Source organism: Geodermatophilus ruber, assembly GCF_900114385.1.
Taxonomy (GTDB): Bacteria; Actinomycetota; Actinomycetes; order Mycobacteriales; family Geodermatophilaceae; genus Geodermatophilus; species Geodermatophilus ruber.
Genome location: NZ_FOSW01000010.1, coordinates 47,758 through 73,418, shown reverse-complemented (window position 1 = coordinate 73,418; position 25,661 = coordinate 47,758). Strand labels below are relative to the sequence as shown.

General features: G+C 66.8%; 14 protein-coding genes, 1 pseudogene and 1 other annotated feature. Of the genes and pseudogenes, 4 read left to right on the top strand and 11 right to left on the bottom strand.

What is annotated here, in order from left to right:
• The first annotated feature begins 86 nt into the window (after nucleotides 1-86).
• The gene (locus tag BMZ50_RS16130) at nucleotides 87-1,976 is read left to right on the top strand and encodes a DUF2075 domain-containing protein (protein WP_218146294.1); all 1,890 of its coding nucleotides are present in this window, start codon (nucleotides 87-89) and stop codon (nucleotides 1,974-1,976) included.
• A 45-nt stretch (nucleotides 1,977-2,021) separates the two neighbouring features.
• Here BMZ50_RS16130 and BMZ50_RS16125 read toward each other — a convergent pair whose 3' ends face one another.
• Nucleotides 2,022-7,535 carry a DUF4011 domain-containing protein gene (locus BMZ50_RS16125; RefSeq protein ID WP_177212832.1) on the bottom strand — a complete coding sequence of 1,838 codons (5,514 nt, stop codon included), beginning with the start codon at nucleotides 7,533-7,535 and terminating at the stop codon, nucleotides 2,022-2,024.
• Complete coding sequence (locus tag BMZ50_RS23775) at nucleotides 7,528-9,762, bottom strand: HelD family protein (protein WP_143087199.1); 2,235 nt, start codon at nucleotides 9,760-9,762, stop codon at nucleotides 7,528-7,530. The genes BMZ50_RS16125 and BMZ50_RS23775 overlap by 8 nt, the downstream gene beginning before the upstream one ends.
• 267 nt (nucleotides 9,763-10,029) lie before the next feature.
• Here BMZ50_RS23775 and BMZ50_RS16110 point away from each other — a divergent pair.
• Nucleotides 10,030-11,280: pseudogene (locus tag BMZ50_RS16110) on the top strand (IS3 family transposase).
• Nucleotides 10,310-10,438: a sequence feature (AL1L pseudoknot), on the top strand. It overlaps the preceding pseudogene by 129 nt.
• A 26-nt stretch (nucleotides 11,281-11,306) precedes the next feature.
• On the top strand, nucleotides 11,307-11,975 hold the full coding sequence (locus tag BMZ50_RS16105) for a DUF6308 family protein (RefSeq protein WP_177212831.1): 669 nt from the start codon (nucleotides 11,307-11,309) through the stop codon (nucleotides 11,973-11,975).
• A gap of 76 nt (nucleotides 11,976-12,051) precedes the next feature.
• On the opposite strand, the gene BMZ50_RS16100 is transcribed toward BMZ50_RS16105, so the two are convergent.
• Genes BMZ50_RS16100 through BMZ50_RS16075 form a run of 6 tightly spaced genes read right to left on the bottom strand, consistent with a single transcriptional unit; the run spans nucleotide 12,052 to nucleotide 18,966 of the window.
• The gene (locus BMZ50_RS16100) at nucleotides 12,052-13,206 is read right to left on the bottom strand and encodes a PDDEXK family nuclease (protein ID WP_091326518.1); all 1,155 of its coding nucleotides are present in this window, start codon (nucleotides 13,204-13,206) and stop codon (nucleotides 12,052-12,054) included.
• A 47-nt stretch (nucleotides 13,207-13,253) separates the two neighbouring features.
• Complete coding sequence (locus BMZ50_RS24555) at nucleotides 13,254-14,252, bottom strand: hypothetical protein (RefSeq protein WP_218146293.1); 999 nt, start codon at nucleotides 14,250-14,252, stop codon at nucleotides 13,254-13,256.
• A 22-nt stretch (nucleotides 14,253-14,274) separates the two neighbouring features.
• Nucleotides 14,275-14,670 (bottom strand): hypothetical protein, encoded by a 396-nt coding sequence (locus tag BMZ50_RS16090; protein WP_091326516.1) that lies wholly within the window; start codon nucleotides 14,668-14,670, stop codon nucleotides 14,275-14,277.
• Nucleotides 14,667-17,135: an AAA family ATPase gene (locus BMZ50_RS16085; RefSeq protein ID WP_177212830.1), complete on the bottom strand. Its 2,469-nt coding sequence runs from the start codon at nucleotides 17,133-17,135 to the stop codon at nucleotides 14,667-14,669. Before BMZ50_RS16085 ends, BMZ50_RS16090 begins: the two co-directional genes overlap by 4 nt.
• Nucleotides 17,136-17,158: 23 nt before the next feature.
• Nucleotides 17,159-18,445 carry a 3'-5' exonuclease gene (locus tag BMZ50_RS16080; RefSeq protein ID WP_091326512.1) on the bottom strand — a complete coding sequence of 429 codons (1,287 nt, stop codon included), beginning with the start codon at nucleotides 18,443-18,445 and terminating at the stop codon, nucleotides 17,159-17,161.
• The gene (locus BMZ50_RS16075) at nucleotides 18,442-18,966 is read right to left on the bottom strand and encodes a hypothetical protein (RefSeq protein ID WP_143087198.1); all 525 of its coding nucleotides are present in this window, start codon (nucleotides 18,964-18,966) and stop codon (nucleotides 18,442-18,444) included. The genes BMZ50_RS16080 and BMZ50_RS16075 overlap by 4 nt, the downstream gene beginning before the upstream one ends.
• Before the next feature lie 51 nt (nucleotides 18,967-19,017).
• On the opposite strand from BMZ50_RS16075, the gene BMZ50_RS16070 reads away from it, so the two are divergent.
• Nucleotides 19,018-21,936, top strand: a complete 2,919-nt coding sequence (locus BMZ50_RS16070; protein WP_342708049.1) for an ATP-dependent helicase — start codon at nucleotides 19,018-19,020, stop codon at nucleotides 21,934-21,936.
• A 74-nt stretch (nucleotides 21,937-22,010) separates the two neighbouring features.
• Here BMZ50_RS16070 and BMZ50_RS23770 read toward each other — a convergent pair whose 3' ends face one another.
• The 3 genes from BMZ50_RS23770 to BMZ50_RS16060 are packed head-to-tail and all read right to left on the bottom strand — an operon-like array spanning nucleotide 22,011 to nucleotide 25,657.
• Nucleotides 22,011-22,550: a hypothetical protein gene (locus BMZ50_RS23770; RefSeq protein ID WP_143087197.1), complete on the bottom strand. Its 540-nt coding sequence runs from the start codon at nucleotides 22,548-22,550 to the stop codon at nucleotides 22,011-22,013.
• Nucleotides 22,551-22,889 carry a hypothetical protein gene (locus tag BMZ50_RS16065; RefSeq protein WP_091326506.1) on the bottom strand — a complete coding sequence of 113 codons (339 nt, stop codon included), beginning with the start codon at nucleotides 22,887-22,889 and terminating at the stop codon, nucleotides 22,551-22,553.
• 56 nt (nucleotides 22,890-22,945) lie between these two features.
• The gene (locus tag BMZ50_RS16060; RefSeq protein ID WP_218146292.1) at nucleotides 22,946-25,657 is read right to left on the bottom strand and encodes a site-specific DNA-methyltransferase; all 2,712 of its coding nucleotides are present in this window, start codon (nucleotides 25,655-25,657) and stop codon (nucleotides 22,946-22,948) included.
• Nucleotides 25,658-25,661: the final 4 nt, after the last annotated feature.

Here is a 25,661-nt window from a genome sequence, read left to right as displayed (position 1 = left end):
TGTCTGGAGACGCGGCCCGTCAGGCTTCCGCTCTCCGGACATGCCTCCACCCGCACGAGTCGATTCGTGCTGCCCGGAGACAGTCCTTGCCCCTGCTGCGCACCTCCGCGCGAGGCCTCGCCGATCTGGCCCGAGAGGGCCGGGCGAGCGCTGCCCTCGCGGAGCAGATGTCCTTCCAGTTGAAGCGCCGGGCCTCGGCCGCCGAAATGCGCTCTTGGGACGCAAGCCTCCGCGTGCTCGCCGACGACTTGCTGCAGGCGGGCTTGGGGCAGGTCGAGGTCCTGCTGGAGTACCAGCTGCCGTTGAGCAGCAAGCGCATCGACGTCGTGCTCGCCGGCCGCCACCCGCACCGGGACGCGCCGTCCTACGTCATCGTCGAGCTCAAGCAGTGGACCGAGGCAAGCGAGTTCGAGGACGACGCCGAACTCGTGCTGCAGCCGTCATACGGACCGCGGCCGATCCTGCACCCAGTCGCGCAGGTGCGGGCGTACGCCGAGTACCTGCTGGACTTCACCGCGGTCCTGCACGGAACGACCGACGTTCTCGCCGGTGCTGCCTACCTGCACAACGCGACGACAGCCAAGGTCGGCGAGCTCTTCAACTACCCGCAGGACGAGCTGGGGCGACTGTTCACCGGGCAGAACCACGGCGAGTGGCTCGACTTCCTGCGCAGCCGGTTCGCATCGACCGACGGCAGTGTCCACGCGGACCGGTTGCTGCACTCCACCATCGCGCCGAGCAAGCAGCTGATGGCCGTCGCCGCGGAGGAGGTCCGTCGAAGGGAGCAATTCGTCCTGCTCGACGAGCAGCGCGTCGCCTTCGACCTGGTGATGCACGAGGTAGAGAAGGCCCGCGCCAGCGACCACAAGAGCGTCGTCATCGTCTCCGGCGGTCCTGGGAGCGGAAAGAGCGTCATCGCCCTGTCGCTGCTAGGGGAGCTGAACCGGCGGGGACGGTCGGCGATCCACGCGACGGGCTCCCGTTCCTTCACCCAGACGCTGCGCAAGGTGGCGGGCAGGGGCTCCCGCCAGGTCCAGTCCCTGTTCAAGTACTTCAATAGCTTCACGGACGCCGACAAGAACGGCTTCGACGTCCTCATCGCCGACGAGGCCCACCGCCTCCGCGAGACCTCGGCAAACCGTTGGACGCGAGCCGATCAACGGACTGGCAAGGCGCAAGTCGACGAGTTAATCGACGCAGCCCGCGTCCCGGTTTTTCTTCTGGACCAGAACCAGGTTGTACGCCCCGGAGAACTCGGGACGGTTAAGGACATCGAGAAGGCAGCACGCAAGCGGGGCCTCGCCGTCCACCACGTGGACCTCAGCGCTCAGTACCGCTGCGGCGGCTCGGAGGCCTACATCGACTGGGTCGAGCGGTTGCTCGGACTCAAGCCCGGCGGCCCTGTTCGGTGGGACGGCGACCCGAATTTCGAGGTACGGGTGGTCGACTCGCCATCGGCCATGGAACGCGCCCTGGAGGCCAAGCTCGCGGAGCACTTCGGGGCTCGGATGGCAGCCGGCTACTGCTGGCCCTGGAGCGACCCACGGAAGGACGGCACTCTCGTGCCGGACGTCCAGATCGGTGACTGGGCGCGGCCGTGGAACCTCAAGGGCGAGCGGTCGGTCGGCGGCGCGCCCCCGTCCGCACTGTGGGCCAGCGAGCCGGCCGGCTTCGGCCAGATCGGCTGCGTCTACACCGCACAGGGCTTCGAGTACGACTGGAACGGCGTTCTCCTGGGGTCGGACCTGGTGTGGCGTACCGACCGGTGGGTCGCCGTCCGGTCAGCCAACCGGGACCCGGACTTCCGGAACGCCATGCGCGTCAGTGATCGGGAGTTCGACGCGCTGGTGAGGAACGTCTACAAAGTCCTCCTGAGCCGAGGGATGCGAGGCACGCTGCTGTATTCGACCGATGCGGAGACTCACGCCTTCCTGCACTCACTGGTCGACGCTCATAACAGCGGCCGCACGTCCTGACCATTCGGGCCTCCGGCAGCTGCCGGAGGCCCGAACACCTGTCAGTCAGGTAAGTCGCAGCAGCCCTTCGTCCGTCCGCGTCAGACGGCCCTGGTTCAGCAGCCGTGAGATCGATCCGTAGACGGCGGCTTGGATGTCCAGTCCCTGACGACGCCAGCCGAAGAGTCGGGCGACTGTCTGGGCCACGATCTCGTCCTCGATGAAGCGGGCGTCGCCGACAATGCCCCGGACCGCGACGTCGATCTCCTCTGGAGGCACCTGGCTGACCGGACGCAGGGTGTCGGCGTCTACGGGCACCCGGACCTTGTCGAACCGGGAATCCTCGACGCGGTAGAAGCCGGCGTCATCGCGCTTGATGGCCAGGCCACCGCTCGTGGCCCGCGCCAGAGCGGCGCGGATGTTGTCCTTGATGACGTGGCCGACCCGCCCCACCCCCCAGTCCTCACGGAATGCTGCCAGGAGTCGGTCCTCGTGCACCGGTGCTTCCACGCCGATCAGCCGCTCGAAGTACCGCCGCAGGTAGGGGCGAGCCTCGGTCGACTGTGGCGCGTACGGGCACCGGTCCGGGGTTGCCACGCCACGCTGATACGGGACCGCCCACGCCGGTGGGGCGTCGAGGTCCACGTCCTCGACCACGATGCTGGCCCTCCGCGGTGTCACGACGGCCGCCGATTGGACCTTGCCGCCCGTGACGGCCGCCTCGATGGCGAGCCTCAAGCGCTCGATCTGCCCCCGCCGGTCACGGACCCAGCTAAGCCCCCAGATCCGGTGCACCGTCCAACCCAGGCCCTCGAGCACCTGTTGGCGCAGGCGATCGCGGTCTCGGGCGGCCTTCGCCGAGTGGTAGGCCGCACCGTCACACTCGACTGCTAGGACGTACTCCCCCGGCCGATCCGGATGGCGGATGCCTATGTCGATGCGATAGCCGGCCACACCGACCTGTGGCACGGGGGTGTACCCGAGCTCCCGGATGACCTGGATGACGTCTTCCTCGAACGGGCTCTCGGCGTCGCGATGATCCGTGCCGACGTCGAGCGCCAGTGCAGCCGTGCCGCGCTCGGCGAAGTCGAGGTAGCCCTGCAGGTGCAGAACGCCCTTGGACGTGGTCCCCGAGATCTGGCCGGCCCGGAAAGAGGAGATCACCTCGACCCGACGCCGGGCACGGGTGATCGCGACGTTGAGGCGGCGCCATCCCCCCTCTCGGTTAAGCGGGCCGAAGTTCATCGTGAACTTCCCGGCCTCGTCCGGGCCGTAACCGATGCTGAACAGGATGATGTCCCGCTCGTCGCCCTGGACGTTTTCCAGGCTCTTGACGAAGAAGCCGTCGAGACGGTCGTGCTCGTTGAGGAGTCCGTTCAGAAGGGGCTCGTCCAGCGCCCGTCGTTCGATGGCGGCCTGGATGGCGTCCTCCTGAGCGGCGCTGAACGTGACGACGCCGATGGACAGATCCGGGTGCACCGTCCGGTGGTGGAGTAGCCGGTCGACGACCTTCTCCGCCTCAATGACGTTGTCGCGTCCTCCGCCCCGTCGGTAGACGCCGTTGACGAAGAAGGCCTCAACCCCCAAGTCAGGCGCCTCGAACGTGGCCCCGGGGAAAGTGTGCAGCTCGCCTTCGTAGAACTTGTAGTTCGAATAAGTGATCAGTGCCTCGTGCTTGCTCCGGTAGTGCCACAGGAGCGGCAGGGAAGGCAGCGCGCCGGCAGCCTTACACACGTCCAGGACCGACTCGAAGTTGTCCGGGGCTTCCTCTTCCTCGTCCGCGACCAGGTCGTCGTCCATGGACTGGGCGAAGAAGTTCGTCGGCGGCAGCTGCTTCTGGTCGCCGGCGACGATCAGCTGGCTTCCCCGGTAGATGCAGTTGACCGCGTCAGAGGGCAGCACCTGGGAGGCCTCGTCGAAGATGACGACGTCGAATCGCATGCCTCCCGGGAGGAACTGGGAGACCGACAGCGGGCTCATCATGAAGCAGGGCTTGAGCTCCTGGACGACAGCCGCGGCTTCCCCGAGCACCCACCGCACCGGCTTGTGCCGCGACTTCTTCTGCGCCTCTCGTCGGATGATCTGCGCCGCCTTGCTGTTCGCGTTCCGTGGGCGGCGCGCCGAGCAGGCGTTGACGACCGCGCCGTGAGCGTCGGCGACGAGTCGACGATCGAGGTCCTGGAAGGCTGCGACCAAGGCGTCCCGGTCACCGGCGCGGTAGCGCCGGAGGGCCGGATCGCCCTTGACCGTGGCGTCGGTCCAGGCAAGCAGGGCCGCCCGCTCGATCACTCGCGGAACGTCGTCCGCCGGCGTCAGACGGGTCTCTAGCTGGCCGAGCACGTCGCTGAAGCCCTCGTCGGCAAGCCATGCGCGGACGCGGGTGTGCTCGCCCCACTCCTCGATGTCGCGAGCCGCGGTCTCGACGAGTTCATCGGTGAGATCGAGGGCCATCCCGAGGTCGTGGGCGAACTCTTCCGCTAGCTCTTGGGCGCGCGCCGGGAGGAAGTAGGCCAGCAGGGCGCCGCGGGCCGAGGACCACTCGTGGAGTCGTTGCGACAGATCGGCTGCGGTCAGCGTGGGGGCCAGTACGCGCTCGCCGACGACCGGCGGCACCGCACCGCCGAGCAAGCCACGGGCAGTGGCGGTCCAGTCGAGGGCTTGAGCGATCGTCGTCCAGTCCGTCTCCACAGCCTCGTAGGCCGATCCGAAGAGGGCGACGTCCTCCTCGAAGGCCTCGAAGATCCGCGCGTTGCACTCCGCCACCCGGCCGGCCTCGCGGAGAAGGGCCTTGGACTCGTGGACGGTGATGTCCCGCTTCGTCACCTGTGCCACGTGTTCGACAGCGATCAGGCCGGGACGCAGTCGCTCGGCCAGGGCCATGCACCACTCGGCGACCTCGAGGAACGTCCGCCCCTGCAACTGGGCGGCGAAGTCCCCGAGGTGGAGAACCGCTTCCTCCGACCAACGGGACAGGTCTCCGTCGAGCCGGTGTCCGACCGTGTTGAGCGCCGGGTCCTGCTGCCCCCCGAGCGCGAGCTGCTGAGCCAGCGCCTGGGCGTTGAGGTCCTCTCCCGCGAGACGAACGGCCTCGTGAGCCGCGTTGATGGCCTGGGCCACGCGACCGAAGTCGGTCTGCGTACGGCGGTAGTAGCTGCCGAGCCGGGGCGCGTGGTCATGCTCTCCGGCACTCAGGGACCATTCGGCGCGCTGCCATGCAACGGCTTCACCGAGCCGTGCCAGCACGGTCTCGTCCACCTTGCCGGACGTCGTGACGGCCCTGAGCGCCTTGCGGTCGGCACGGGCTTGACTCGACCACTTGCGAATTCCCTTGTGCGTCTCGCGGAACCTGACATCCAGGGCGGCCAGATCCAGTTGCAGCGCGTCACGGGTGAACGTCTGTGCGAGCGCCTGCTCGCGCTCCTGCACAGCAACGACGAGTTGCGCCAGGACGTTGGCGGACTCGTCAAGAGCAGCCTGGATCGACGGGTGCAGCCAGAACGACTCCGGCGGCGCTGTTCCCTCACCGAGGAGCGCCAGGCCCACGAGGCGCTGTGCCTCCGCGGCACTGGGTGCAGACCAGCTCATCCCCAGCATCGCCGCGAGTCGCTTGCTCGATTCCTGCATGTCAGCCAGCCGCGACGGTGCACCGTCGAGCCAGTTCACCAGTGCGCGCAGCGTCGTCGCCGTCGTGTGTCGTGCCGGCGCCCAGCCCTGCTCGCCGGCACGAAGCAGGTCGGCGACGACGTCTGCCAAGTCCGCGTCGAGCGTCTGCCAGTCAGGGCCGGCGTTCCGCAAGAGTCGTGAGGCCAACGACTTGTACTCGGTCGTCAGGTCCTGCAACTCGACCGCTCGACCACGGAGCCTGGTGAACGCATCGTCATCAACGGTCAACCACCCGGCCAGTACCGCGGCAGGCCGCTGTTCGACGTGCGCGAGCAGATCGCGGCGACGGACGACGTCGCCGAGCGATGGGCCGAACGCCTTTCCGAGGTCGTCGTCGACCGCAGTCGCCCGGTCCCGCAGCGCGCCGACTGCCGCGTGAGCCGATGCCGCCACGCGCCCCATCTGTTCGACGGCCGCGCCTTGGACGTCAGGGTCGGCCAGGTCCCGCCACATGAAGGCGTCACCTTCCGACACCGGTCGCCAGGCTCGCGCCAGGCGCTCCCCGTGCGAGCGGATCTCGCTGAAGGTCGCCGCGTCGAGGCGCGCCCAGCTCTCGCCGACCGGCCCGGCGTAGTCACTGACGTCGTCCAGCGAGGCCAAGCGCCCCAGGACGTCGAAGAGACTCCGGCCCAGCCCGGGACGCACGTCGTTGACCGCTCGGGCGTAGTCGGACAGCTGCGTGCGACTGGTCGAGAGGGTCTTCTCATCCGCCGAGGTGAACTGCCGACTCGCCGTCACGCTCTGGGTGAGCGCCTTGTCGAGTTCCATGACGACCTGCTTGCGGGTCGCGGCGTGACTGTGCAGCTCGAGCAGGAAGGGGCTCAGCTCCGCTGCGCTCAGTCGATTGCGGACCACGTCCAGCGCGGCGGCCTTCTCGCTGACGAAGAGAACGGTCCGGCCGGCGGCGATGAGTTCCACGATGATGTTGGCGATCGTCTGGCTCTTGCCGGTGCCGGGCGGACCGTCCATGACGAAGCTGCGGCCGTCCCGGGCGGCGAGGACACACTTCCGCTGGCTGCCGTCGGCGTCGAGAATGCTGAACAGCTGCTCCGGTGGGAGGACCTGGTCGAGTTCCTCGTCGGACACCGGATCGAAGGCGAAGCCCCCGGCCGTTGGAGAGTCCGGGCCTAGGGCGACGAGCTGGACCATCGGGTGAGCGAGCACCTGCTCCTCGTGCTCGAGCAGGTCCCGGTACATCGCCTCCTTGTGGAAGCTGAAGGTCGTCAGGACCACCCGAGGCTGGATCTCCCAACCTGCCCGCCCACGGATGGTCCTCTCGACCTGCGCCAGGTAGGTGGCGACGTCGAAGGCCTCCGGGTCGAGGTCGGGCAGCTCGAGGTCGAAGTCCTGCTGCAGCTTGAGGTCGAGAGCCGGGTTGGCGACGGCCTCGTCCTCGGTTCGCACCAGGACATAGGGCTCGTGCGCTGCCTCCCGCTTGAGTCGTACAGGGACGAGCAGCAACGGGCTGTGGGCCGGCTTGTCGTCCCTGGGGTCGACCCACTGCAGCACGCCGAGACCGAGGTAGAGCGTCCAGAACCCCTTGTCCGCGTAGGTGTTCTGGCTGTGCTGGTCCAGCCGCCGCAGGGATGCCGGCAGGTCCTTCGCCGACTTATTGGCGACGACGATCGGCTCGGGTGATCGGCCCGGCTCGGGGCGACCCACGCCCTCCACCTCTGGTCGCGGCTCGACAGGAGAACGCCCCCCGTCGACCAGCACGAGCACCTGTTCGACCGCCGGCGAGGCGATCTCCAGCGAGGCGGAGCGCGTGTGCTTGAAGTACAGAAGCCGCTGCCGGCGGTCCAGCGCGACGAGGTCCCGTCGCCACAGATCGAGCTGGCGCTTCAACTTGGCTGCCTGCTGATCCGACAGTTCGGGTCCGTCGGACTGCCCGACGGTGGCGTTGTGCTTGTCAGTCACGCTGGTGGTTTCCGTCCTTCGACGACAACCGTCGAACCAGGGAGCCGACAAGCTCCAGGTCCTCCGGGGAGAGCTCGGCCAAGAGGCGGATGATGCGGTCCAGTTCGGCGTCCGGGGCCTGGTCCCACTCCAGGACGTCGAGCTCGTCGTCCGCCTCGGTGGGCGGTAGGAGGTGCCGAAGTCCCTCGGGGAGCTGGTCCTCCTCGACGAGACGCAGCTGCTGGGTGCACCGGGTCATCGCCACGTACAGGACCCGGCGCCCGTCGATGGACGCACCGACCACCTGGGTGGGTCGCAGGAGGACGACCGAGTCGAACTCGAGGCCCTTGGCAGCGGTGGCCGGGACGACAGTGAGGTCGGAGGCGAAGTCGCCGTCGCGCCCGTCCCCCACGCTCAGACCGGCCGACCTGCAGCGCCGGACGCACTCGTCGTAGCGGTCGTCGGGGACGATCAGCGCGGTGGTCAGGCCCGCCCGTACGTCCTCGGCCGCCAGCTCGATCGCCCTGTCCACGTCGGGGACGACGTCATCCAGATGCACCGAGGGCTCGCCGGCGCCTTGTCGCACCGAGCGCGGAGCGGTCAATCCCGGTGAGATCAGGGGGAGGAGCCGGGCGGCGAGGTCGAGGACCGGACCGGGCACTCGGTATCCGATGCTCAGTGTCTCGACGCGGACCTCGGTGGAGGCGAGGTGGTCGGTCAGCTCGTCCCAGCTGTCCCGCACCCAGGGTCCGGTGGCCTGCGCCAGGTCGCCGAGGACGGTGAACGAGCCGGAAGGACACCGCCGGGCGAGAGCACGCGCCTGCATCGGTGAGAGGTCCTGAGCCTCGTCGACGACGATGTGGCCGTAGGTACGGAGCTCGCCGTTGAGTCGGTGAGCCAGCTCATCGAGGCAGAACAGGTCGCTGACGGTCCAGGGCTCCTCGGAGATGTTCTCGCGTGGCTCCCGATACAGGAGTGCACGCTCGTCCGCCGACAGGACGCCCTCTGTGACATACACCAGCCAGGACTGGGTGCCGTACAGGCTGCGCAGCAGGTCCTCCGGCGTAAACGAGGGCCACATCCGGTCGAGCGCGTTGGTGAAGGTGGACAGCCGCCGAATGGACGACTCGGTGGCGATCACTGCTCGTCCGGCGGCGTTCTGGGCGGTGCGGTATGCCTCATAGGCGGCAGCCGAGAGTGACTGGCGGAGGACCTCACGTGCGCGGTTGTGCGGCAGGTTGCGGCGCTCGACGTCAGCGATGAGCTCTTGGATGCGGCTACCCGGCAGAGTGGTCCGTGCACCGCCGAGTGAGAACTCGAGGTTCCCGCTGCCCCATCCTGTGCGCGCCTGCAGCGCACGACGCAGAACGGTGACCATGGCCGCGCTGCCCTTGATTCTCGCGACGTCGACATCCTCTGTGGCAACGACGCCGGCCTCACCGGTGTAGAGGCTGGCGAGGTCGATCTGCAGGATGTCCGACGCGTCGAGCGAGGGCAGCACGCCGCTGATGTAGCTGAGGAACGCCTGGTTCGGAGCGACGACGAGCATGCCCTCGCGGCGGAGCTTCTCGTCGTTGAACGCCAGGTAGGCGGCCCGGTGCAGACCGACGACGGTCTTGCCGGTGCCGGGGCCGCCCTGGACGACCAGGACGACGTCGCGCTCGGCACGGATGATGCGGAACTGCTCGCTCTGGATGGTCGCGACGACCTCACGCATAGCCCCGTCACGGGACCGGTCGAGCTCGTTGAGGAGTGCGTCGCTGACCGAGGACGGCGCCGTGGCGTCCGGATCGGTGACGTCCGCTGCCGCGCGGCTGACGATCTCATCGACCACGGACTTGAGGACGCGGTCTTCTTCGACGAAGACCCGCTTGAGTTCGATGCCCTGCGGGTCCTGAGGCGTCGCCTCGTAGTAGGGGACGACTGCGGGCGCGTGCCAGCTGGCCACGACCAGGTCCTTGTGCTCGTCGTGGACGCGACGGACCCCGACGTAGAGCGTCTCGCCGTCACGGTCCATCCGCCCGACGACGAGTTGGCCTGCGCCTCGGGCGTTCTTGAGGATCTCGAGCGACCGCTTGAGGGCCGACGCGGTCGAGCGGTTCAGCTCGTCGTACGTGTTGTACGTGTGCTCCGCGGTCGCCAGCCCGCGGTCGAGGAGCTGGTAGGCCCGCGAGATGTAGGCCTGCTCGTACGGCATGTCGGGGTGTTCACTCGGGTCCCCGGTGACCCGCGGGAGAACCTGGGTCACCGAATCCCCGCCCCCTGCCCAGTAGAGCTTTCACTCCACCGTCTGCGGTCATCGTCGACACACAGCGCAGGGCTGATCGGGGCAGGCATGCGAGCTCCTGTCGGGACGTCTCGGCCACTTGTTGCGCCGGGTCACTGGAGCTTGCCATCTAGTCACGACAATCGTGACCGACTCGACCTTTAGGTCACCGGTTCGAGTCGGATCGGCGCGACAAGCACCGCTGGTGTCCCGCCCCGGGTCTGATGGAGTCTCTCAATCCACGTGAGGATGAGAGGCATGGTGGCACCGAGGACCGATGAGCTGCGGGAGCGGGCGACCCGGCTGGCGGTCGAGGCCCGGCGTGACCCGGCGACTCGGTCGGGAGCGTTGCGGCGGATCGGCGAGCAGCTGGGCATCAACGCTGAGACGCTGGGCAACTGCGTCATCCACGCCGAGATCGACGAGGGTCACCGGCCGAGCACCACGACCGTGACGCCACCCGGCTGGCCGAACTGGAGCGGGAGAACCGGGAGCCGCGTCGAGCAAACGCGAACTTGAAGAACGCATCGGATTTCTTCGCGGCGGAGCTCGACCGCCCGTCTCGCTAATCGTCGCCTACATCGATCAGCACAAGCTCGAACACGGGGTCGAGCCGATCTGCCGCGTCCTCACCGAGGCCGGCGCGAAGATCGCCCAGAGCACCTACTACGCGCACCGAACCCGGCTGCCCTCGGCGCGGTCGGTTACCGACGTGGCGACCACCGCGGTGATCGAGAAGGTGCATGCCGAGAACTACGGGGTCTACGGCGCCCGCAAGGTGCATGCCGAAGTACGCCGGCAGGGCCATCCGGTGGCCCGCTGCACCGTCGAGCGACTGATGCGCGCGGCCGGGCTGCGCGGCATCACGCGGGCGAAGAGACCGCGAACCACCGTGCCCGGCACCGGCCCGGATACCCGCCCGGACCTGGTCGATCGCGCGTTCACCGCCACCGCCCCGGACCAGCTGTGGGTTGCCGACATCACCTACTGCCGCACCTTCGCCGGCTGGTCTACGCCGCCTTCGTCATCGACGTCTACTCCCGCCGGGTGGTCGGCTGGCAGCTGTCCCGCTCGTTGCGCACCGACCTGGCCCTTGACGCGCTGGAGATGAGCATCTGGACCCGACGGCGAGCCGGTCGCGACCTCGGCGGGCTAATTCGCCACTCGGATAAGGGCGTTCAGTACGTCGCCGTGCGCTACACCCAGCGCCTCTCCGAGGCCGGCGCGGTCGCCTCCGATGGGACCACCGGCGACTCCTACGACAACGCGCTGGCCGAAGCCTTCAACTCGCTGTTCAAGGCGGAATTGGTCCGCAACAAGGGCCCCTGGAAGGGCATCGACGACCTCGAGATCGCCGTGGCCGAGTACATCGACTGGTTCAACCACCGACGCCTGCACGGCGAGATCGGCCCCGTTCCACCGGCCGAGCACGAGGACGTCTTCTATCGGCACAACCCTGCGGCGGCTACCGTAGCCGCGTTAGTTCCGAGCCTCCACTGAACCCGGGGCGGGACAGAGAGGCGGATATGAACATTCGACTGCCGGACTGCCTTGCCCGCAGCGATCTCGGTCAAGCGCTTCGCTATCTGCAGATCTACTACGGCCAGCCGTACACGGGTGCTTACTTCGACACCTGGGCCTCAGCGGGCAGCGATCCCGAACGGATCACCGCAGACGACCTAGTCGCTGTCAGCTTCCTGTCCGTCGTCGTGCCGCCGATGGCTGCACGCGAACTACTCGACACTCGAGCGGACGAGTTCACGGCGCTGCTGAGGTCAGTCGGCCCTGATCGCGACCTCGCCGATCAGGCGGAGCCCGTTACGGAAGACCAGCCGGGCTCGGAGTTGTACCGAGCAATCCTCGGCCTTTATGGCGTCGGCCGAACAATCGGCACCAAGCTCCTTGCCCGTAAGCGTCCGCGACTGTTCCCAATCTATGACTCGGTCGTGGCGAAGGTGTGCGGCATCGGGAACTTCCATTGGGAGCCGTTGCGCCAGGTGCTGCGTTCCGATGGGCTATACGAGCGTCTTATCGAGCTGCGAGGGCGGGCGGGCCTCGGCCGCGAGGTGTCGGCCCTTCGAGTGCTCGACGTCGTCGCATGGATGGAGGGCAAGGCTACGGGTGTGCGACCGACGTCGCCCGAAGAACTGCTCGGGGAGTCGCTCACCGGTTTGAGAACCGCTGACCGGGAGTGAACCAGAGGCAGCGAGCCTCTCTGCGCCAACGCTGGTCGACGTGCTGCCGTTGATTGCCGTCGGGTAACGGGAGCAGTCATGCTTCGGCCAGGAGTTCACCAATTGCATCGACGAGCACCTGCTCCTTGTGCTGGTCCCCGGCCACGTCTGCCAGATACAGGGACGGGTATTTCTTCCATCCGCTATGCCGGGCGTCCTGGATCTTCTGCATGAGGGGTGGGATTTCCTCCAGTCGCCGCGCCGCCTTCTCGATGCGCTCGACGCCCAGCCGCGGAAGCAGGTCGGCGAAGTACAGGACGAGGTACGCACGGGTTGACGGGCTCTCGTTGTTTGCGTTGATGCTCCAAACACCCGCCGGTCGATCATCGATGCGATACCAGCCGCTCAGTCCGGGGGTGATACCACGCCCCCAATTGATGCGCTGACCCCGGGATTCGACGTCGTCAACGAGCCGGCGCATCAACGCGACCTCGGCCGGCGAGCATCGTCCCTCGGCCGCCGCAAAAAAGGATTCGTAGTGCCACTGCCGCCCCGATGCGGCACCGCCCGACTTGGTCATGACCGCGCCGCTCGTCCGCCCAACGAGACGGGGAACGTAGACGGTGTGCTGACTGCCGGTGAACTGCTGCAGCTCGACGCCAAGAACTTCCGCTGGATTCATCTGCTCGTTAAGGAACTCGATGATCCGCTCGAGTTCCTCGGGCAGCTTGTCAGCAACGAAGACCAGGCGGACCCGGCCGGCCTTGAGGTTCGTCTCGACGGTGCGCCAGAACTCGTCCGGGTCAACGCCAGGGTGTAGCTCTTCAATCAATTCTTCGGGCGAGGCGTTCCTCTCCGCCGCCGTCTGCGCAAGGGACTGCTGCAGCGACGCTAGAGGCCAGTACTTCACAGCGTTGGCGGCGTAGTCGAGCATCTGGCCGACCACTTCACGACGTATCCGAGTGTCAGATGAGCGCTTGACTTCTACGAGCACCGGGACGCCCTCGGCGTCGACGAAGAGATGGTCGAGACTGAATGCTCCCTGCTTTTCCTGGCCGCCTGGCACCTGCATCTCCCGCCGAATCAGGAGCAAGCGTGCCTCGTCATCGCCGGTCGTGGTTGGGCCGGCGATGAACTCCGGGTACTGAGCCAGTGCGGTCTGCAGGATTGCCTCGGAGTCATAGGCGGTCTGCTTCAAGACGGCGAGGCCGTCACCGGACCGCAAGAAGATGCCCTCAGCAGGCAACGTCATTCCCTCTCATGTCGGAGTGCGCAACGAGGACCGTCCTCGTCACCCCATCAGTCGTGCACGTCGTCAGCGAGTACCGGCACCAGTCGCGTCAGGTCAATCAGCTCCACGTGCGACGCCGGGCCGTTTGAAAAGTCCCGGACTGCGATCGATGGATCGCCGAAGTGCTCAGCGAACCGCGCCCGGAGCCGCGGCGAGGAACGACCGAGTGCCCACTCCGCTGACGACGAGCCCGTTCGGAGAAAGTGGATCGGCCGAGCGCCGACGACGAAGAGCTGAGCCCGGCGGCCCGAGTCATCCATCGCCAGATGGACGAGGTCAGCGAAGACACCGCGCATTCGCATGGCGTCGGCGCCCTTCCAAAAGGAAAGCTTGAACTCGGCGATTCGTCGGTCAGTCTCCAAATCAAATGGCCTACTGGAGTCGTTGCCCGCGCCGAGCGACGGCCGGACTCGGACGCACTCCCCAGGCTCGAGCAGGGTAGGCAGGAGTTGGACGATCGTCGTCGCGTGCACTACGTCGTTTAGCCGCCCCGCTTGTTGACGGACGAGAAGCGCTGACGCCAACAGCTCCTCGGTCATCCCGAAGCGCTCGACGATCGCGGCAGCTTCTACTCCGTCCGCTCCGTCGAGGGCCGCTTCCGCCTGACTTATGCACTCAGTCAGCCCGGAGGACAGGAACCCCACCAGCATCGCGAACGCCGCCGCGGAGTCGGCTGCATCGACGTGCAAGCGAGTCGGTGTCGTGCGTTTGGACAACCCCGTTGGGCTGCGCTCATGCGGTGATGAGGTGGGGCGCGATCTGCCCGGACCACCACTCCATTGGCTAGTTGGGAAACCAAGTCGCTGAAATTGCCGCAATGCCATACGGGAGGTGAAGTCTCCGCGATCGATGCCCGCGGCGACGGAGAGTGCGTGTTTCGGGGGCCAGCGGATCCCGTCTACCTCTACCCAGTGGTCCTGAATGCCATCCGGCGCGCCACCCCTCAAGGCGTTCCTTACCCCGTCGACCTCCAGATCATGGTCGACGCCGTTGAGGCGAAACCTCATGACGCTCTCCCCGTCATCGCCCTCACGACGCTGCTTCCCCTTGCGCCACTGTGTCGTTCAGCTGCAGTGCTTCGCTAAGCCCGGTCACCGCGGTGTGCCACGTCCGAAGTTCGGCAGCCGTCGGTGCCAGCTCGTAGGGGTGGTGGTGACAGGCCCGACTCAGCGCGTGCCAGGTCGCCGCGACATCCCGCGCCGTCTCAGCCCCGGGCGGTGAGGACATCGCGAGCACAAGCAGCTGCGCCCTCATCGATGCCTCTCCCGTGCCCGGCGCGGTGCAGTCCCAGAAGGCTTGGAGTTCCAGCTCCAGAGCGGCCCGGATGAGGAAGGCGACAGTTCGCGGCCACCAGCCGCGGGCGTCCGCGCCGCCGGCGAGGAGAAGAAAGTCGGCCTGGGTAAGGAGATTCTCCGATTCGGTCACGGGGTGGCCGCGTTCGGATCGATGGCACGAAGGAAATCGGCCACCTTTTGTGTTTTCTCCACCAGGTCAACCGCGTCGAAAGCTGGCCCTCCGTGCACGCCCTTGTTGCATGCCTGATGCACGTCCCCCGCCCACGAGCCCAGGCGCCTGTTGTAGCGCGCCAGCACCTCACCGCCCCGTCCTGCGTCGTCGAAGAGTGCGAGGGCGGTGACGGCCGTCAGCGTGGTCGCGCGGACCAGCGCCCCCTCCACGTCGGAGTGCCGGTCGCCCCTCCCGAGACGCCGCCTCCGCACAACGTCGTGACACGCCGCCTCTAGCGCACTGCGACAGAAGCCGGCGACCACCCGTTTTTTCGCCGCGTCGTTGAGACTCTCGGTCCGGGCGACCGCCCGGGCATCATCGAGGTAGCGGGTGACGGGGTGGTCGGACTGCATCAGCTCGACAACGCTGCGTTCCCGACGGACGACCTCCCAAATGGTCGCGGGTAGCTGAAGCCTGCGGACGGCGTCGGGAAGGCGGTCGTCGTGGGTGAAGACGACGACCTGGTGGGTGCGCGCGGCCCCGGCGAGCACGCGGGCGAGTCCATCAACCTTCGACGGGTCCATGGCCTGCACGGGATCGTCGATCACAACAAAGCGGAACGGGCTCTGGTCGAGCATCGCTCGCGGCAGGAAGAGCGCGAGGCCGAGGGCGTGCAGCTCTCCTTGGCTCATCACCCCGAGCGCCGCCCCCGCATCGCCGTCGACAGTGACGTCGAGCTCAACCCGTCGCCTGGTCTTCGTGCCCTCCAGCCGAACGGGCCCCAGGTCGACGTTGCTTTCCTGACGCAGCTGCCGCCAGACATCGGCGGCTTGGTCAGCGATCGGCCGCAGGCCCTCGTCGCGGAGGTCGTCAGCCTGGCCCTTCAGCCAGTCGCGGGCGGACTTCACGTCTGCGCGAACCTGCGACTGCGCGGACACGTCGCGGGCCCTCGGCAAGTGCGCGCTCAACCGCTCCGCCAGGGGCTGCCAGGCGTCCTGGCGCCGCCGAAGTTCCGCACCGGCCGCCGCTGAGGCCGCGCTGATCAGCTCTGCAAGGGCTGTGGTGTCATCCCGCAGAGCGGCGATCGCGGTCGCCGGGTCATCGGTTCGAATGGCCGCCGTCCAGGCGGTCCAGCGTGCGTGCAGGGCAGCCCCGTCGATGTCGGGTGGTGCCACCTCGCGCAACACGGCCGGCAGCGAGACCGCAAGCGGGTGGAGTGCAGCCCGGGCTCCGCGAAGCGCAGCATGAGCCCGGTCAGCAGCTTCGGCTTCCTGACGCAACCGCGCCAGCTGCTTCTCGGTAGCGGCCCGCCACGTGGCATCGATCCGCCCAGGCGCACTGCACACCGGGCAGTCGGCACTCGCGGCGTGATCGGCATGGTCGACCGCCTGCTCGAGCAGCGCGACCAGACGCCGCGCCTGGTCACTGTCACCGCCGGACAGCTCCTGGACAGCACCGGCGGCCGCCTCGAGCTCCTCGGCCGCACGCAGGGCCGCGGCAGGGTCCGGAGCGATGAGATCGGTCCATGCCCTGAGAACGGCCGAATTGCCGGTCGGCGCCTGTTCGCCTCGGAGCACGTCGGCCACGACATTGAGGTCGGGCGCCTGTCCGCCGAGCGCCTCGGCCGCTCGCAGGGCACGGTCGTCGTCGGCAGCGCGCAACGCCGCCAACAACTCCTTGCCTTCGGCCGCGCACTCCTTGCGCCGGTTCTCCAGATCGGTGAAGGCGCGGTGCAGTCGCTCTTGCGCGTCAGACACCTTCTGCAGCCCGAGGATGCGGAAGAGCGCGTCGTAAAGATCGGACGGGCGGCCGAGCACGGAGCCCAACTCGGAGTAGGAGAGGAAGGGTCGGTAGGCAGTCAGGGCATCAGCCCAGCCGAGCTCGCCGTACTCCCGGCGCGCCCCGTGTCGCTGGGCCCACACGCGGGAGACGTCGACGTCCTCTCCGTCCCATTCCCGGGCCACCCGGGTCGCGCCCGGCTCGCCGTCCACCTGCAGTTCCACTTCCACCGACGGCTGCGCGCCGCCGCGATGCAGGTTGCGCCAGCCCTCCCGCCACACCGACGAGCGGTCCCGCCAGCGCGCGTTAGTGCCGGTCAAGGCGATCTCGGCGGCCTCGGCGAAGCTCGACTTGCCTGATCCGTTCCGGCCAACCACGAGGGTGAGGCCGGGTCCGGGCCGCAGCGCGAGGGTCGTTTGCGGTCCAATACCGCGGAAGCCGGTGACGGTAACCGCCGTCAGGTAGGTCTTTGGGACGTCGGCCGGCTCAACCGTGCCAACCGCGGCAACATCACCGTGGACCGCCCCGTCGAGAGCCGCCCGAAACTCCTCGTCGCCCCAGAAAGCGCTGAGGACCAGGAGTTTGGCCGCCTCGGAAAGCGTGGACTGGTCTATCCGCTGGGAGAGCCGCTCGTGCAGGCCGTCGTCCCCCGTGCTCGTGGACACGCTGATCTACTCCCCTTCAGCAGTCAGCCGAGACGGCCGACGGACTCCCAGAACGCCGCTTCGCCGATCACCCGCACCCCGAGCGCGCGAGCCTTTCGCGCCTTCCCTGATTGCGACTCGGGGTCAGCGCACACGAGCACATCGGTCTTGCCCGAAACCGCATTCATCGGCTCTAGGCCGGCGGCGCGGGCGGCGTCCACGAACGCTGACCGCGGGCGGGACATCTCTCCGGTGAAAACGATCGTGTTGCCGGACGAGAGGCCCTGCGCACCGCGCGGAAGTGACACCCGCGCACCGGATCGAACCATGGTCAGGGCTGTGTCGACGTCGTCCGGTCGCATCCCCAGCAGAACGGCGACCCGGTCGAGGTCGCGACGCTCGGCTTCGGTGACCACGTCGTCGGCAAGCGCGACGGTAGCCAGGGCATCGAGGTACAACCGATGGGCGGCCTCGACGTGGCCCGGCCCGCAGCCGAGCTCCCCGGCCAGCATGATGAGTTGATCGGCTTCGCTGACGCTCACCAGGCGGTCTTCGAGGACCTGGTCGAGCACCGCGAGGTACGGCGCCATGGTCGGCGGAGCAGTCGCCAGGTCAGGCAAGGCCGAAACGAGATTAGGCAGGTAGTCGTCTCGCTCCGAACGGGCCGCCGCCGCTCGGGAGCGGGTCACGCTGCGACAGGGATCCATGGACGGTCGTCGGCTCACCGACACCTCGGCGAGCAGAGCTGCCCACTCCCGTGTGGATACGCCCCCGGACCGCACGTAGCTGCCGTCGACATCGAAGTCCACCGCCAGAGCGGCATCGGTCAGCGCCTCGTCACCGAGCAGCTCGCGCAGGCGGCAGAGGGCCATCGCGGTCACGCGGGCGTCCTCAAGTGCCGCGTGCGCGTGGTCGTGCGCGATAGACAGCGCTTCGCAGACGGACGCCAGCGAGCGCATCGAACGATCGAAGAACGCGGCGAGCCGCATGGTGCACAGCGCGGGTGATAGCTCGATCGGCAGACCAGCACGGCCGAACTCACGGGCAAGGAAGCGCAGGTCGAACAACGCATTGTGTGCGACGACCACCCGGCCGGACAGCAACGCAGCCAGGTAGGGCGCCACCTCGGTGAACGTGGGCGCACCGACGACGTCCGACGCACGGATGCCGTGGATCGAAGTGGCGCCGACGTCCCGGCCCGGGTCGACGACGGTGCAGAACTCGTGCTCCACGCCACCGGCTTCGTCCAGCAGGACAACACCGATCTCCACGACGCGGTCGACACTCGGGTACACGCCGGTGGTTTCCAGGTCGACGACGGCGACGCTCATGCCGCCGCACCCGTCGTCGCGCCTGCCGCGTCACCCGGCCAGTCGGGCGGGTAAGCCCGCGCCTCGTCTCCGCCAGGCGTCACGAGGAACGAGCGCGCAAGCCGCAGCTTCTCGACTTCGCTCCATGCGACCAACAAGTCGGACACCCAGCGCGCCAGCGTCAACGTCGTCGAGGCAACCGGGTCCCCGGCAACTGCCTCAGTAGACGTGGCAGGGATTCGGGGCCATCTCGGTCGGACGAGCTGCCGACGGGACGACGGCAGTGTGGCGAGGTGTCCAGCGAAGGCCGCATCGAGCAGATCTACCTGCTTCTGGATGGCCGCGGCGAGCGCTGCCGGATCCGCCCCCACGCCGAAGCGGTGGGCCGCCGCATCTGTAGTCACCAACAGCCGGCCGACAAAGAGCCCGTCAATGCGCTCATCATTTGCAGGCAGCACCCAGGCGCCCGCCATGGTCGACTCCAAGCCGTCGCCAACGCTGACGTGCCAGACAACCACCCGGTCCTCGACAGGCTGGTCCACCACTACAATCCCGCTCATCTGTCCCCCGCTCTCCGTACCGCTGAGCGGACCATGCCATGGCGCACCGACAAAAGGGCTCATGCGAAACCGGCGTGGCTCGATCTGCTCGCTCGCCTCTTGCGTCCCACCAGTCCCAGCTGTGGCCAGTCGCACTCCAGACACAACTGGCCCTTTTTGGCCAAATCACGACGGATCTCTGCACATCGAGCGGACGACGAGAGAGACTGGCTATCGGGGAAAGGGAGCTCTATGTTGACGCCGATCTTGCAGGGTCAAGCGCTAGCAGCTGTTCAGCACCGCGGCTCGCACATTCAAATCATCGCGAGTGCGGGATCCGGTAAGACGGAGGTTGTCTCTCAGCGAGTGGCCGCCCTACTGGCTGAGGGCGTGCCAGCGCGCAGCATCGTCGCCTTCACGTTCACCGAGCGCGCGGCGGCCTCACTGAAGGAGCGCATCAGCGCCCGCGTAGCCGAACGTCTCGGCCCGCAGGCACTTGACCAGCTCGGCGGTCTCTACGTCGGCACCATCCACGCCTACTGCTTCCGGCTCCTTCAGACACACGTCCCTCGCTACGAGACCTTCGACGTTCTAGACGAGAACCAGCTGACAGCCTTCCTCGTCCGCGAAGCCACGCGTCTTCAAATCAAGGACCTCGAGGGCACGCTCTTCAAGTCGATCCGCACGTTCCTGGAAAACCTCGACGTCGTCGAGAACGAGCTCCTGCGCCCGGACCAGCTCGATGACCCGTTTCGCAGCGTGCTCGAGCGCTACTACGCCTCGCTCGAAAAATACCGGCTGCTGACCTACGGCCAGCAGATCGCCCGCGCCGTTGCGGAGCTTGACCGACCGACAGTCCGCGACACGGTGCTCGCAGACCTACGACACCTGATCGTCGACGAGTACCAGGACGTTAACCCGGCCCAAGAGGCGCTGATCGAGCGGCTCACCGGGCCCGGCGTCAACCTGGTCGTCGTCGGTGACGACGACCAGGCCATCTACGGCTGGCGAGGATCGGACGTCGGCAACATCACCTCGTTTGCACAGCGCTACGACGACGTCGCCACCTTCTCGATCACCGCCAACCGGCGCAGCCGGCCGACGATCGTGAGCACGGCCGACGCGTTCGCTCAGTCGATCGCGGGCCGGCTGTCGAAGGTCATGACGGCCACCCGACCGGCCGGCGGTGTCGAGCTCGTCAAGTGGGTCGAGGACATGGAGGAAGACGAGGCCGCCGAGATCGCCGAGGCCATCCGCCGCCTGCACGACAACGGCCTCGCCTACCGCGACATCGCAATCCTGGTCCGCAGCCGGACGAGCTATCCCGCTCTGCTACAGGCCCTCGAAGACGCCCGGGTCCCCGTCCAGCCGGCCGGCCGCACCGGCCTCTTCGACCGGCCCGAAGCCGAAGTGCTCGGTATGACCTACTGCTGGCTGGTCGACCACGACTACCGGCCTGCAGGCTGGGGCGTCCAGTCGCAGGCAATCACCGAAGACAGCCTGGTTGCCGACTACGCGATGGCCTTTACGCTTCCGAAGCCGATCGGCGCACAGGTGCGGAGTCTTCTTCGACAGTGGAAGGGCGCGGTGCACCAGGAGACCCGACGGGTCGACCTCGTTCGCGACTTCTACGAGCTGGTCGACGTGCTCGGCTGCAAGCACTGGAACCACGACGACCCCTACGCCATCACCCGGCTCGGCACGCTTGCCCGCTTCACGACCCTGCTCGCCGACTACGAGTCTGTCCGCCGGCGGGCACGTCCGGACGACGCAGCTCCTGGCGAGCAGGTCGGCGGCCAGGACCGCGGCCTCTGGTACTACAAGAACCTCGCCATCCACATCACCAACTACGCCAACGGCGAGTACGAGGGCTTCGACGGCGAGCCGGACGTCGACACCGACGCCGTCGACCTCACCACGGTGCACAGCGCCAAGGGCCTCGAATGGCCGGTTGTCTTCGTCCCCTCGCTGACGAAGAACCGCTTCCCCTCGCGCCGCACCGGCAAGGCCCGGTCCTGGCTGATCGACCGCGGCCTCTTCGACGCCGACCGGTACGAGGGTTCGGACGCCGACGAGCGGCGACTGTTCTACGTGGCGATGACCCGGGCGCGGGACTGGCTGTCGTTGTCGCGCCACGAGCGCGTGAACGTCAAGAGCACGAGGGCGTCCCCGTACTGGGACGAGATCCCGACCAGCCACCTCACGACCGCACCGCTCAGCGTGCCCACGCTGACGTCAGCCGCAACGGAGGGCGCCGCCCTGCTGCAGGTCACCTTTAGCGAGCTGGCGGCCTACGACCTGTGCGGACTGGCCTACCGGCTGCGCACCGTGCTCGGCTTCCAGCCGACACTGGCTCCGGAACTCGGCTATGGCAAGGCCGTGCACCACGTCATGCGGACGATCGCCGAACACACGAAGGCCACGGGCCGCGCCCCCGACCCCGCGGACGTTGACCGCATCCTCGACGAGGAGCTCTTCTTGCCGGCCGCCAACAAGGTGGCGCACCGGGAGATGAAGGACGCCGCCCGACGGCTGGTGAACGGCTACATCGCCGACAACGCGTCGGACCTGCACCGCGTGTGGATGACGGAGCGTCCGTTCGAGCTGCACCTCAGCGATGCGGTGATCTCCGGGCGGGCGGACGTCATCCTCGACCAGGAGGGCGGCGTGACGACCGGCCTGGCCATCGTCGACTACAAGACGTCCACCGGGGACGCCGGCGCTCACGACCTGCAGCTTCAGGTATACGCCGACGCGGGCCGCCGCGAGGGTCTCGATGTGCGAGGGGCCTACGTGCACGATCTCAAGCGCGGCGCCCGCGACGCGGTCGACGTTGGGTCACCTGCCATCGACACGGCCGAACAGAAGGTGGCCACGGTGCTGCATGGTCTGCGCCAGCGGCAGTTCACACCCAAGCCCGGAATAGTCTGCCGAGGCTGTGATGTCAGGGTGCTCTGCAAGGCCGCTCAATGAACAGGCGACCGCCGGCAGGCGCGCTCGGCGCAGTGATGCGGTCCGCAGGCCGGGAAGCACCTTGAACCAGCTAGTCAGCGAGTCCGTGCAACTTTCACGCCGCCCATGGCGAGAGCTAAGAACCGGCTATAGGTCGCGTCATCTGCATCGATTAGCGCGCCAGATCGACGAACAGCATCTCCCGCAAGATCGACGAAGGAAAGCGCGACAGCCTTGGAGACGTCGAAGGTGTCGTCATAATCGGCCCGATGCCGCGCGTCCTGCAAGTCAACGAACGCCTGAGCGATACGCGTGACGTCAGGATGCACGACTCCGAGCGCCAATTTGAGGGCCTTGGCTCCCCTGCCTGTGCCGGTGGCTACTGCCGTCGTTAGGTCGGCGAGATCTGTATGGGTGATCCACCGAGTGACAGCCGCTTCCGTCGAACCCCAACCAGTGGAACCAAGCAGCCGGCTGGTCGCACGAAACGAAAGTTCATGAAAGACGGCATAATAGGCACTACTGATGGACCGACGGAGTCTGATCGTCTTGGGCTTTCCCGCCCCACTGTTGCGGCCTGCTAGCTCGTCGGCCAATTCAATCAGCTCAAGAGGCTGGATGGGACGAACCGCCATTTAGGCGTCACCTCCGACCGGCTTGCTGTGAGCGTCGGGGGCGGCATCCGCATCAGCGTCATCCTCCACGGCTGCAGTCGCCTCCGGCACGTACGTGAGCTGGAAGTCCACTCCTTCCCCAAGGCGCCTGGCGATAAGTTCGCGCACGCTTCGACGGAACTCGTAGAAGGCATCAGCCGGCCAGGTTTCAGAACCGGGCGGCGCCAGCTTTACCTGGACGAGTACGTAGTGCTCACCCGGCTCCTCGCGCTCCTCGAAGTCGACGCTTCGGATAGAGATATCCGACGTCCCGAGCGCCGTTACCGCCTGACCGATGTCGTCCCGCTGCTCAGCGGTCATTGATGGCATTGCGTCTCCTGCCCAGTCGTGATGTTGGGAAGCGCCTCGTCACAGCACTAGACCTCAAATACCTTCATGACCTCGTCGCCGTAGTCGTTGATGACCTTGATGGCGATCTTGCCGGTCTCCGGCTTGTCGAACGGCCGGGACTCGGTGCGGTACAGCGACTCCCAGGCATCCGGCTCGATCTCCGCCTTCAACGCTGCCTTGAGCCGCTTGTACGGGTCGTTGCCGCCGGTGAAGTAACAGTGCCGGACGAAGAACGACTCCTCGTTGTAGTTGGTGTCGATCATCCAGAGCGCGATCTGGCTGGTGTCGCCACTGCGAATCTGATTCCTCGTAGGGTCGTAGACGTCGACGCCCTTGAGATCCACCATGACCTGGCCTGCGTCGGTAGAGCGCAGCTCGATGTCCGGCTCGCCAAAGACGGTAAAGAGGTTCCCGGCGCTCGTCTTCGCGAGGTCCTCCCCCATCAGCAGGTCGACGTTCATGCGCACAAGCAGCACGCGGATGCGACCCACGGTGCGCTCGCCGGCGACAGACGCGAAGCCGTCATCGGTGCTCTCGACGGTGATCCCGTCAGCCTCAGTGACCTCGGTGGCCTGTGCGTCGAAGGCAAAGCCGAGCACGCACAGCAGATCCACGTCTCCGGCCCTGATCGCTTCACGAGCGGCGGACTTAATGAACGTGGGCGAGACAGTCCCGTACTGCGGCCCGATCGCCACCCCGACTCTGCTCGGGGCGGCTGCTTCAGCGTCGGTCGCCTCGGCCCGCTCACCGATCGCCTGGATGTAGATGCCTGCGTACGGCTCGACACCGGCGAAGTGGATCCGCTCCTTGCGCTTGCCGTTCTGGATGCCGGCCTTCGCGAGGTTGTCGAGGATCGACTGCTCGAACGTCGGCGCGGATGCATCTTCCGCCGCGCTCTGCTCGCTAATTGTCTCCCGATGCTCAACGTCATTTGGACCACCGGCGAATGCCAATGATCGGTGCGGCGAGAGGCTCTCGACGGTGAAAGGTCCGGTCACCCGAACCTTGGACTTGTCCTCATACGGCTTGTCGTAAAGGACTTCGAAGTCGGCGTGCCGCTTGATGGCCGCATCGATCTGTGAACGCGACATACCGTCACGAATGTCGGGATTGTTGGCAATCGACTTGAGCGTGATGTGCTGAACGCGTTCGAGCACGAAACCATGACGGATGTCGTTCGTGACCTCAGCGGGCGGGAGCGACTTGCCACTGGCTTGCTCCTCCTTCGCGCGCCCTTCGATGGAATCGGCAATGAAGTAGTACGGAAACTTTGCAGCCATCAGACGCTGTCGCGCCAGAGCAAGAGCCACGCGAGAGCTGTCGATGGTAATCCAGCGACGCCCCCACTGCTCGGCAACATAGGCGGTCGTGCCAGAGCCGCACGTGGGATCCAAGACCAAGTCGCCGGGGTCCGTGCACATAAGCATGCAGCGCTCGATGACCTTGCTATTCGTCTGCACCACATACAACTTCGGGTCGCCAAAACCCGACGCTACGGTGTCGTCCCAGGTGTTCGTCATTGGAAAGACCGGAAAGTCATCCAGATATCGCACGTAGCACAGCGTGTTCCCGACGACCATCAGACGGTGCGCATTGGCGAGGCTGTCCATGCCGTTCCGCGTGGTCTTCCAGTGCCCATTTCCCGGCGTAAAGCTCCGCCCTTCGAATTCGAAGGGAAAGGTAGTGGTGGCACCAATACCCGCCGAAGTCATTTGATCGGGACGCAGCACCTTGAGACCCTTGGCTGGGTTCCGGATCTCGTCCGGAGAGATTCGTCTGCGAGTGCCGTCTGGCTCCTCGACGAGTCGGTACTGCCCGCCACCGACACCATCCAGCTCTTTCCGCTTGAAGAGCTGCCGATACTTGAGCAAAGATGCATCCTTTGCGTACCACAGAATGTAGTCGGTGACGGCACCTACGACGTTGACGCTCGCGGTTGGACTGTTGGCCGAGCTCGTCTTCACGAAGCTTATCTGCGAGCAAAAGTTCTCACTGCCGAAGACCTCGTCCATCAAAAGGCGAACCAGGTGAACGTTCTCATCGCCAATTTGGACGAAGCATGAGCCACTCTCAGTGAGCAGGTCCCGCGCGACGGCCAGGCGGTCCCGAAGGTACGATAAGTACGAATGGACACCGAGTTCCCAGGTATCCCGGAATGCCTTGATTTGTTCCGCTTCTCGCGCGGCATGCTCGAGCTTACCGTCCTTTACGTCCCGCTTTCGTGTGGACGCCTGCCAGTTAGACCCGAACTTAATGCCGTACGGCGGATCGATGTAGATCATCTGCACCTGGCCGCGAAGCGCCTCACGATCGGCTAGCGAAGCCATGACCTGAAGCGAGTCGCCGAGGATCATTCGGTTGGACCAGTTCGCCTGGTGCTTATAGAAGTCGACCATGTCGAGTTCATCGAGACCGTCGAAACTCTCGAAGAGCGACAACTCGGGCTCAGACTCCCCCGACGCAGCGGTCTTGCGGAGGTTCTCGACCAGCACCCGTGGGTCAACCTTTTCCTGGATGTAGATCGGCGGCGCATCCGCAGTCAGGTCGGCGCCGGCGGCCGGGTCACCGTCCGGGTACTTGCCCTTCCAGATGAGCTGAGGGTCGAGGCTCGGGTCTCGTGCCAATGCAACGGTGCGGATAGTCTCGAGCTCCGACGTCCCGAAGTCCTCGACCGCGTCGGCGGTTGGCAAGTTGACCCGGGTGTCCCGGTGCTCAATCGCCTCGACCGGCGTCGGCATCTTG

Coding starts and splice junctions, on each gene's coding strand:
- BMZ50_RS23770 (WP_143087197.1), bottom strand. CDS start 22,550: ATGGCGGTTCGTCCCATCCAGCCTCTTGAGCTGATTGAATTGGCCGAC.
- BMZ50_RS24555 (WP_218146293.1), bottom strand. CDS start 14,252: ATGAGGTTTCGCCTCAACGGCGTCGACCATGATCTGGAGGTCGACGGG.
- BMZ50_RS16105 (WP_177212831.1), top strand. CDS start 11,307: ATGAACATTCGACTGCCGGACTGCCTTGCCCGCAGCGATCTCGGTCAA.
- BMZ50_RS16060 (WP_218146292.1), bottom strand. CDS start 25,657: ATGCCGACGCCGGTCGAGGCGATTGAGCACCGGGACACCCGGGTCAAC.
- BMZ50_RS16065 (WP_091326506.1), bottom strand. CDS start 22,889: ATGACCGCTGAGCAGCGGGACGACATCGGTCAGGCGGTAACGGCGCTC.
- BMZ50_RS16100 (WP_091326518.1), bottom strand. CDS start 13,206: ATGACGTTGCCTGCTGAGGGCATCTTCTTGCGGTCCGGTGACGGCCTC.
- BMZ50_RS16070 (WP_342708049.1), top strand. CDS start 19,018: ATGCCATGGCGCACCGACAAAAGGGCTCATGCGAAACCGGCGTGGCTC.
- BMZ50_RS16080 (WP_091326512.1), bottom strand. CDS start 18,445: ATGAGCGTCGCCGTCGTCGACCTGGAAACCACCGGCGTGTACCCGAGT.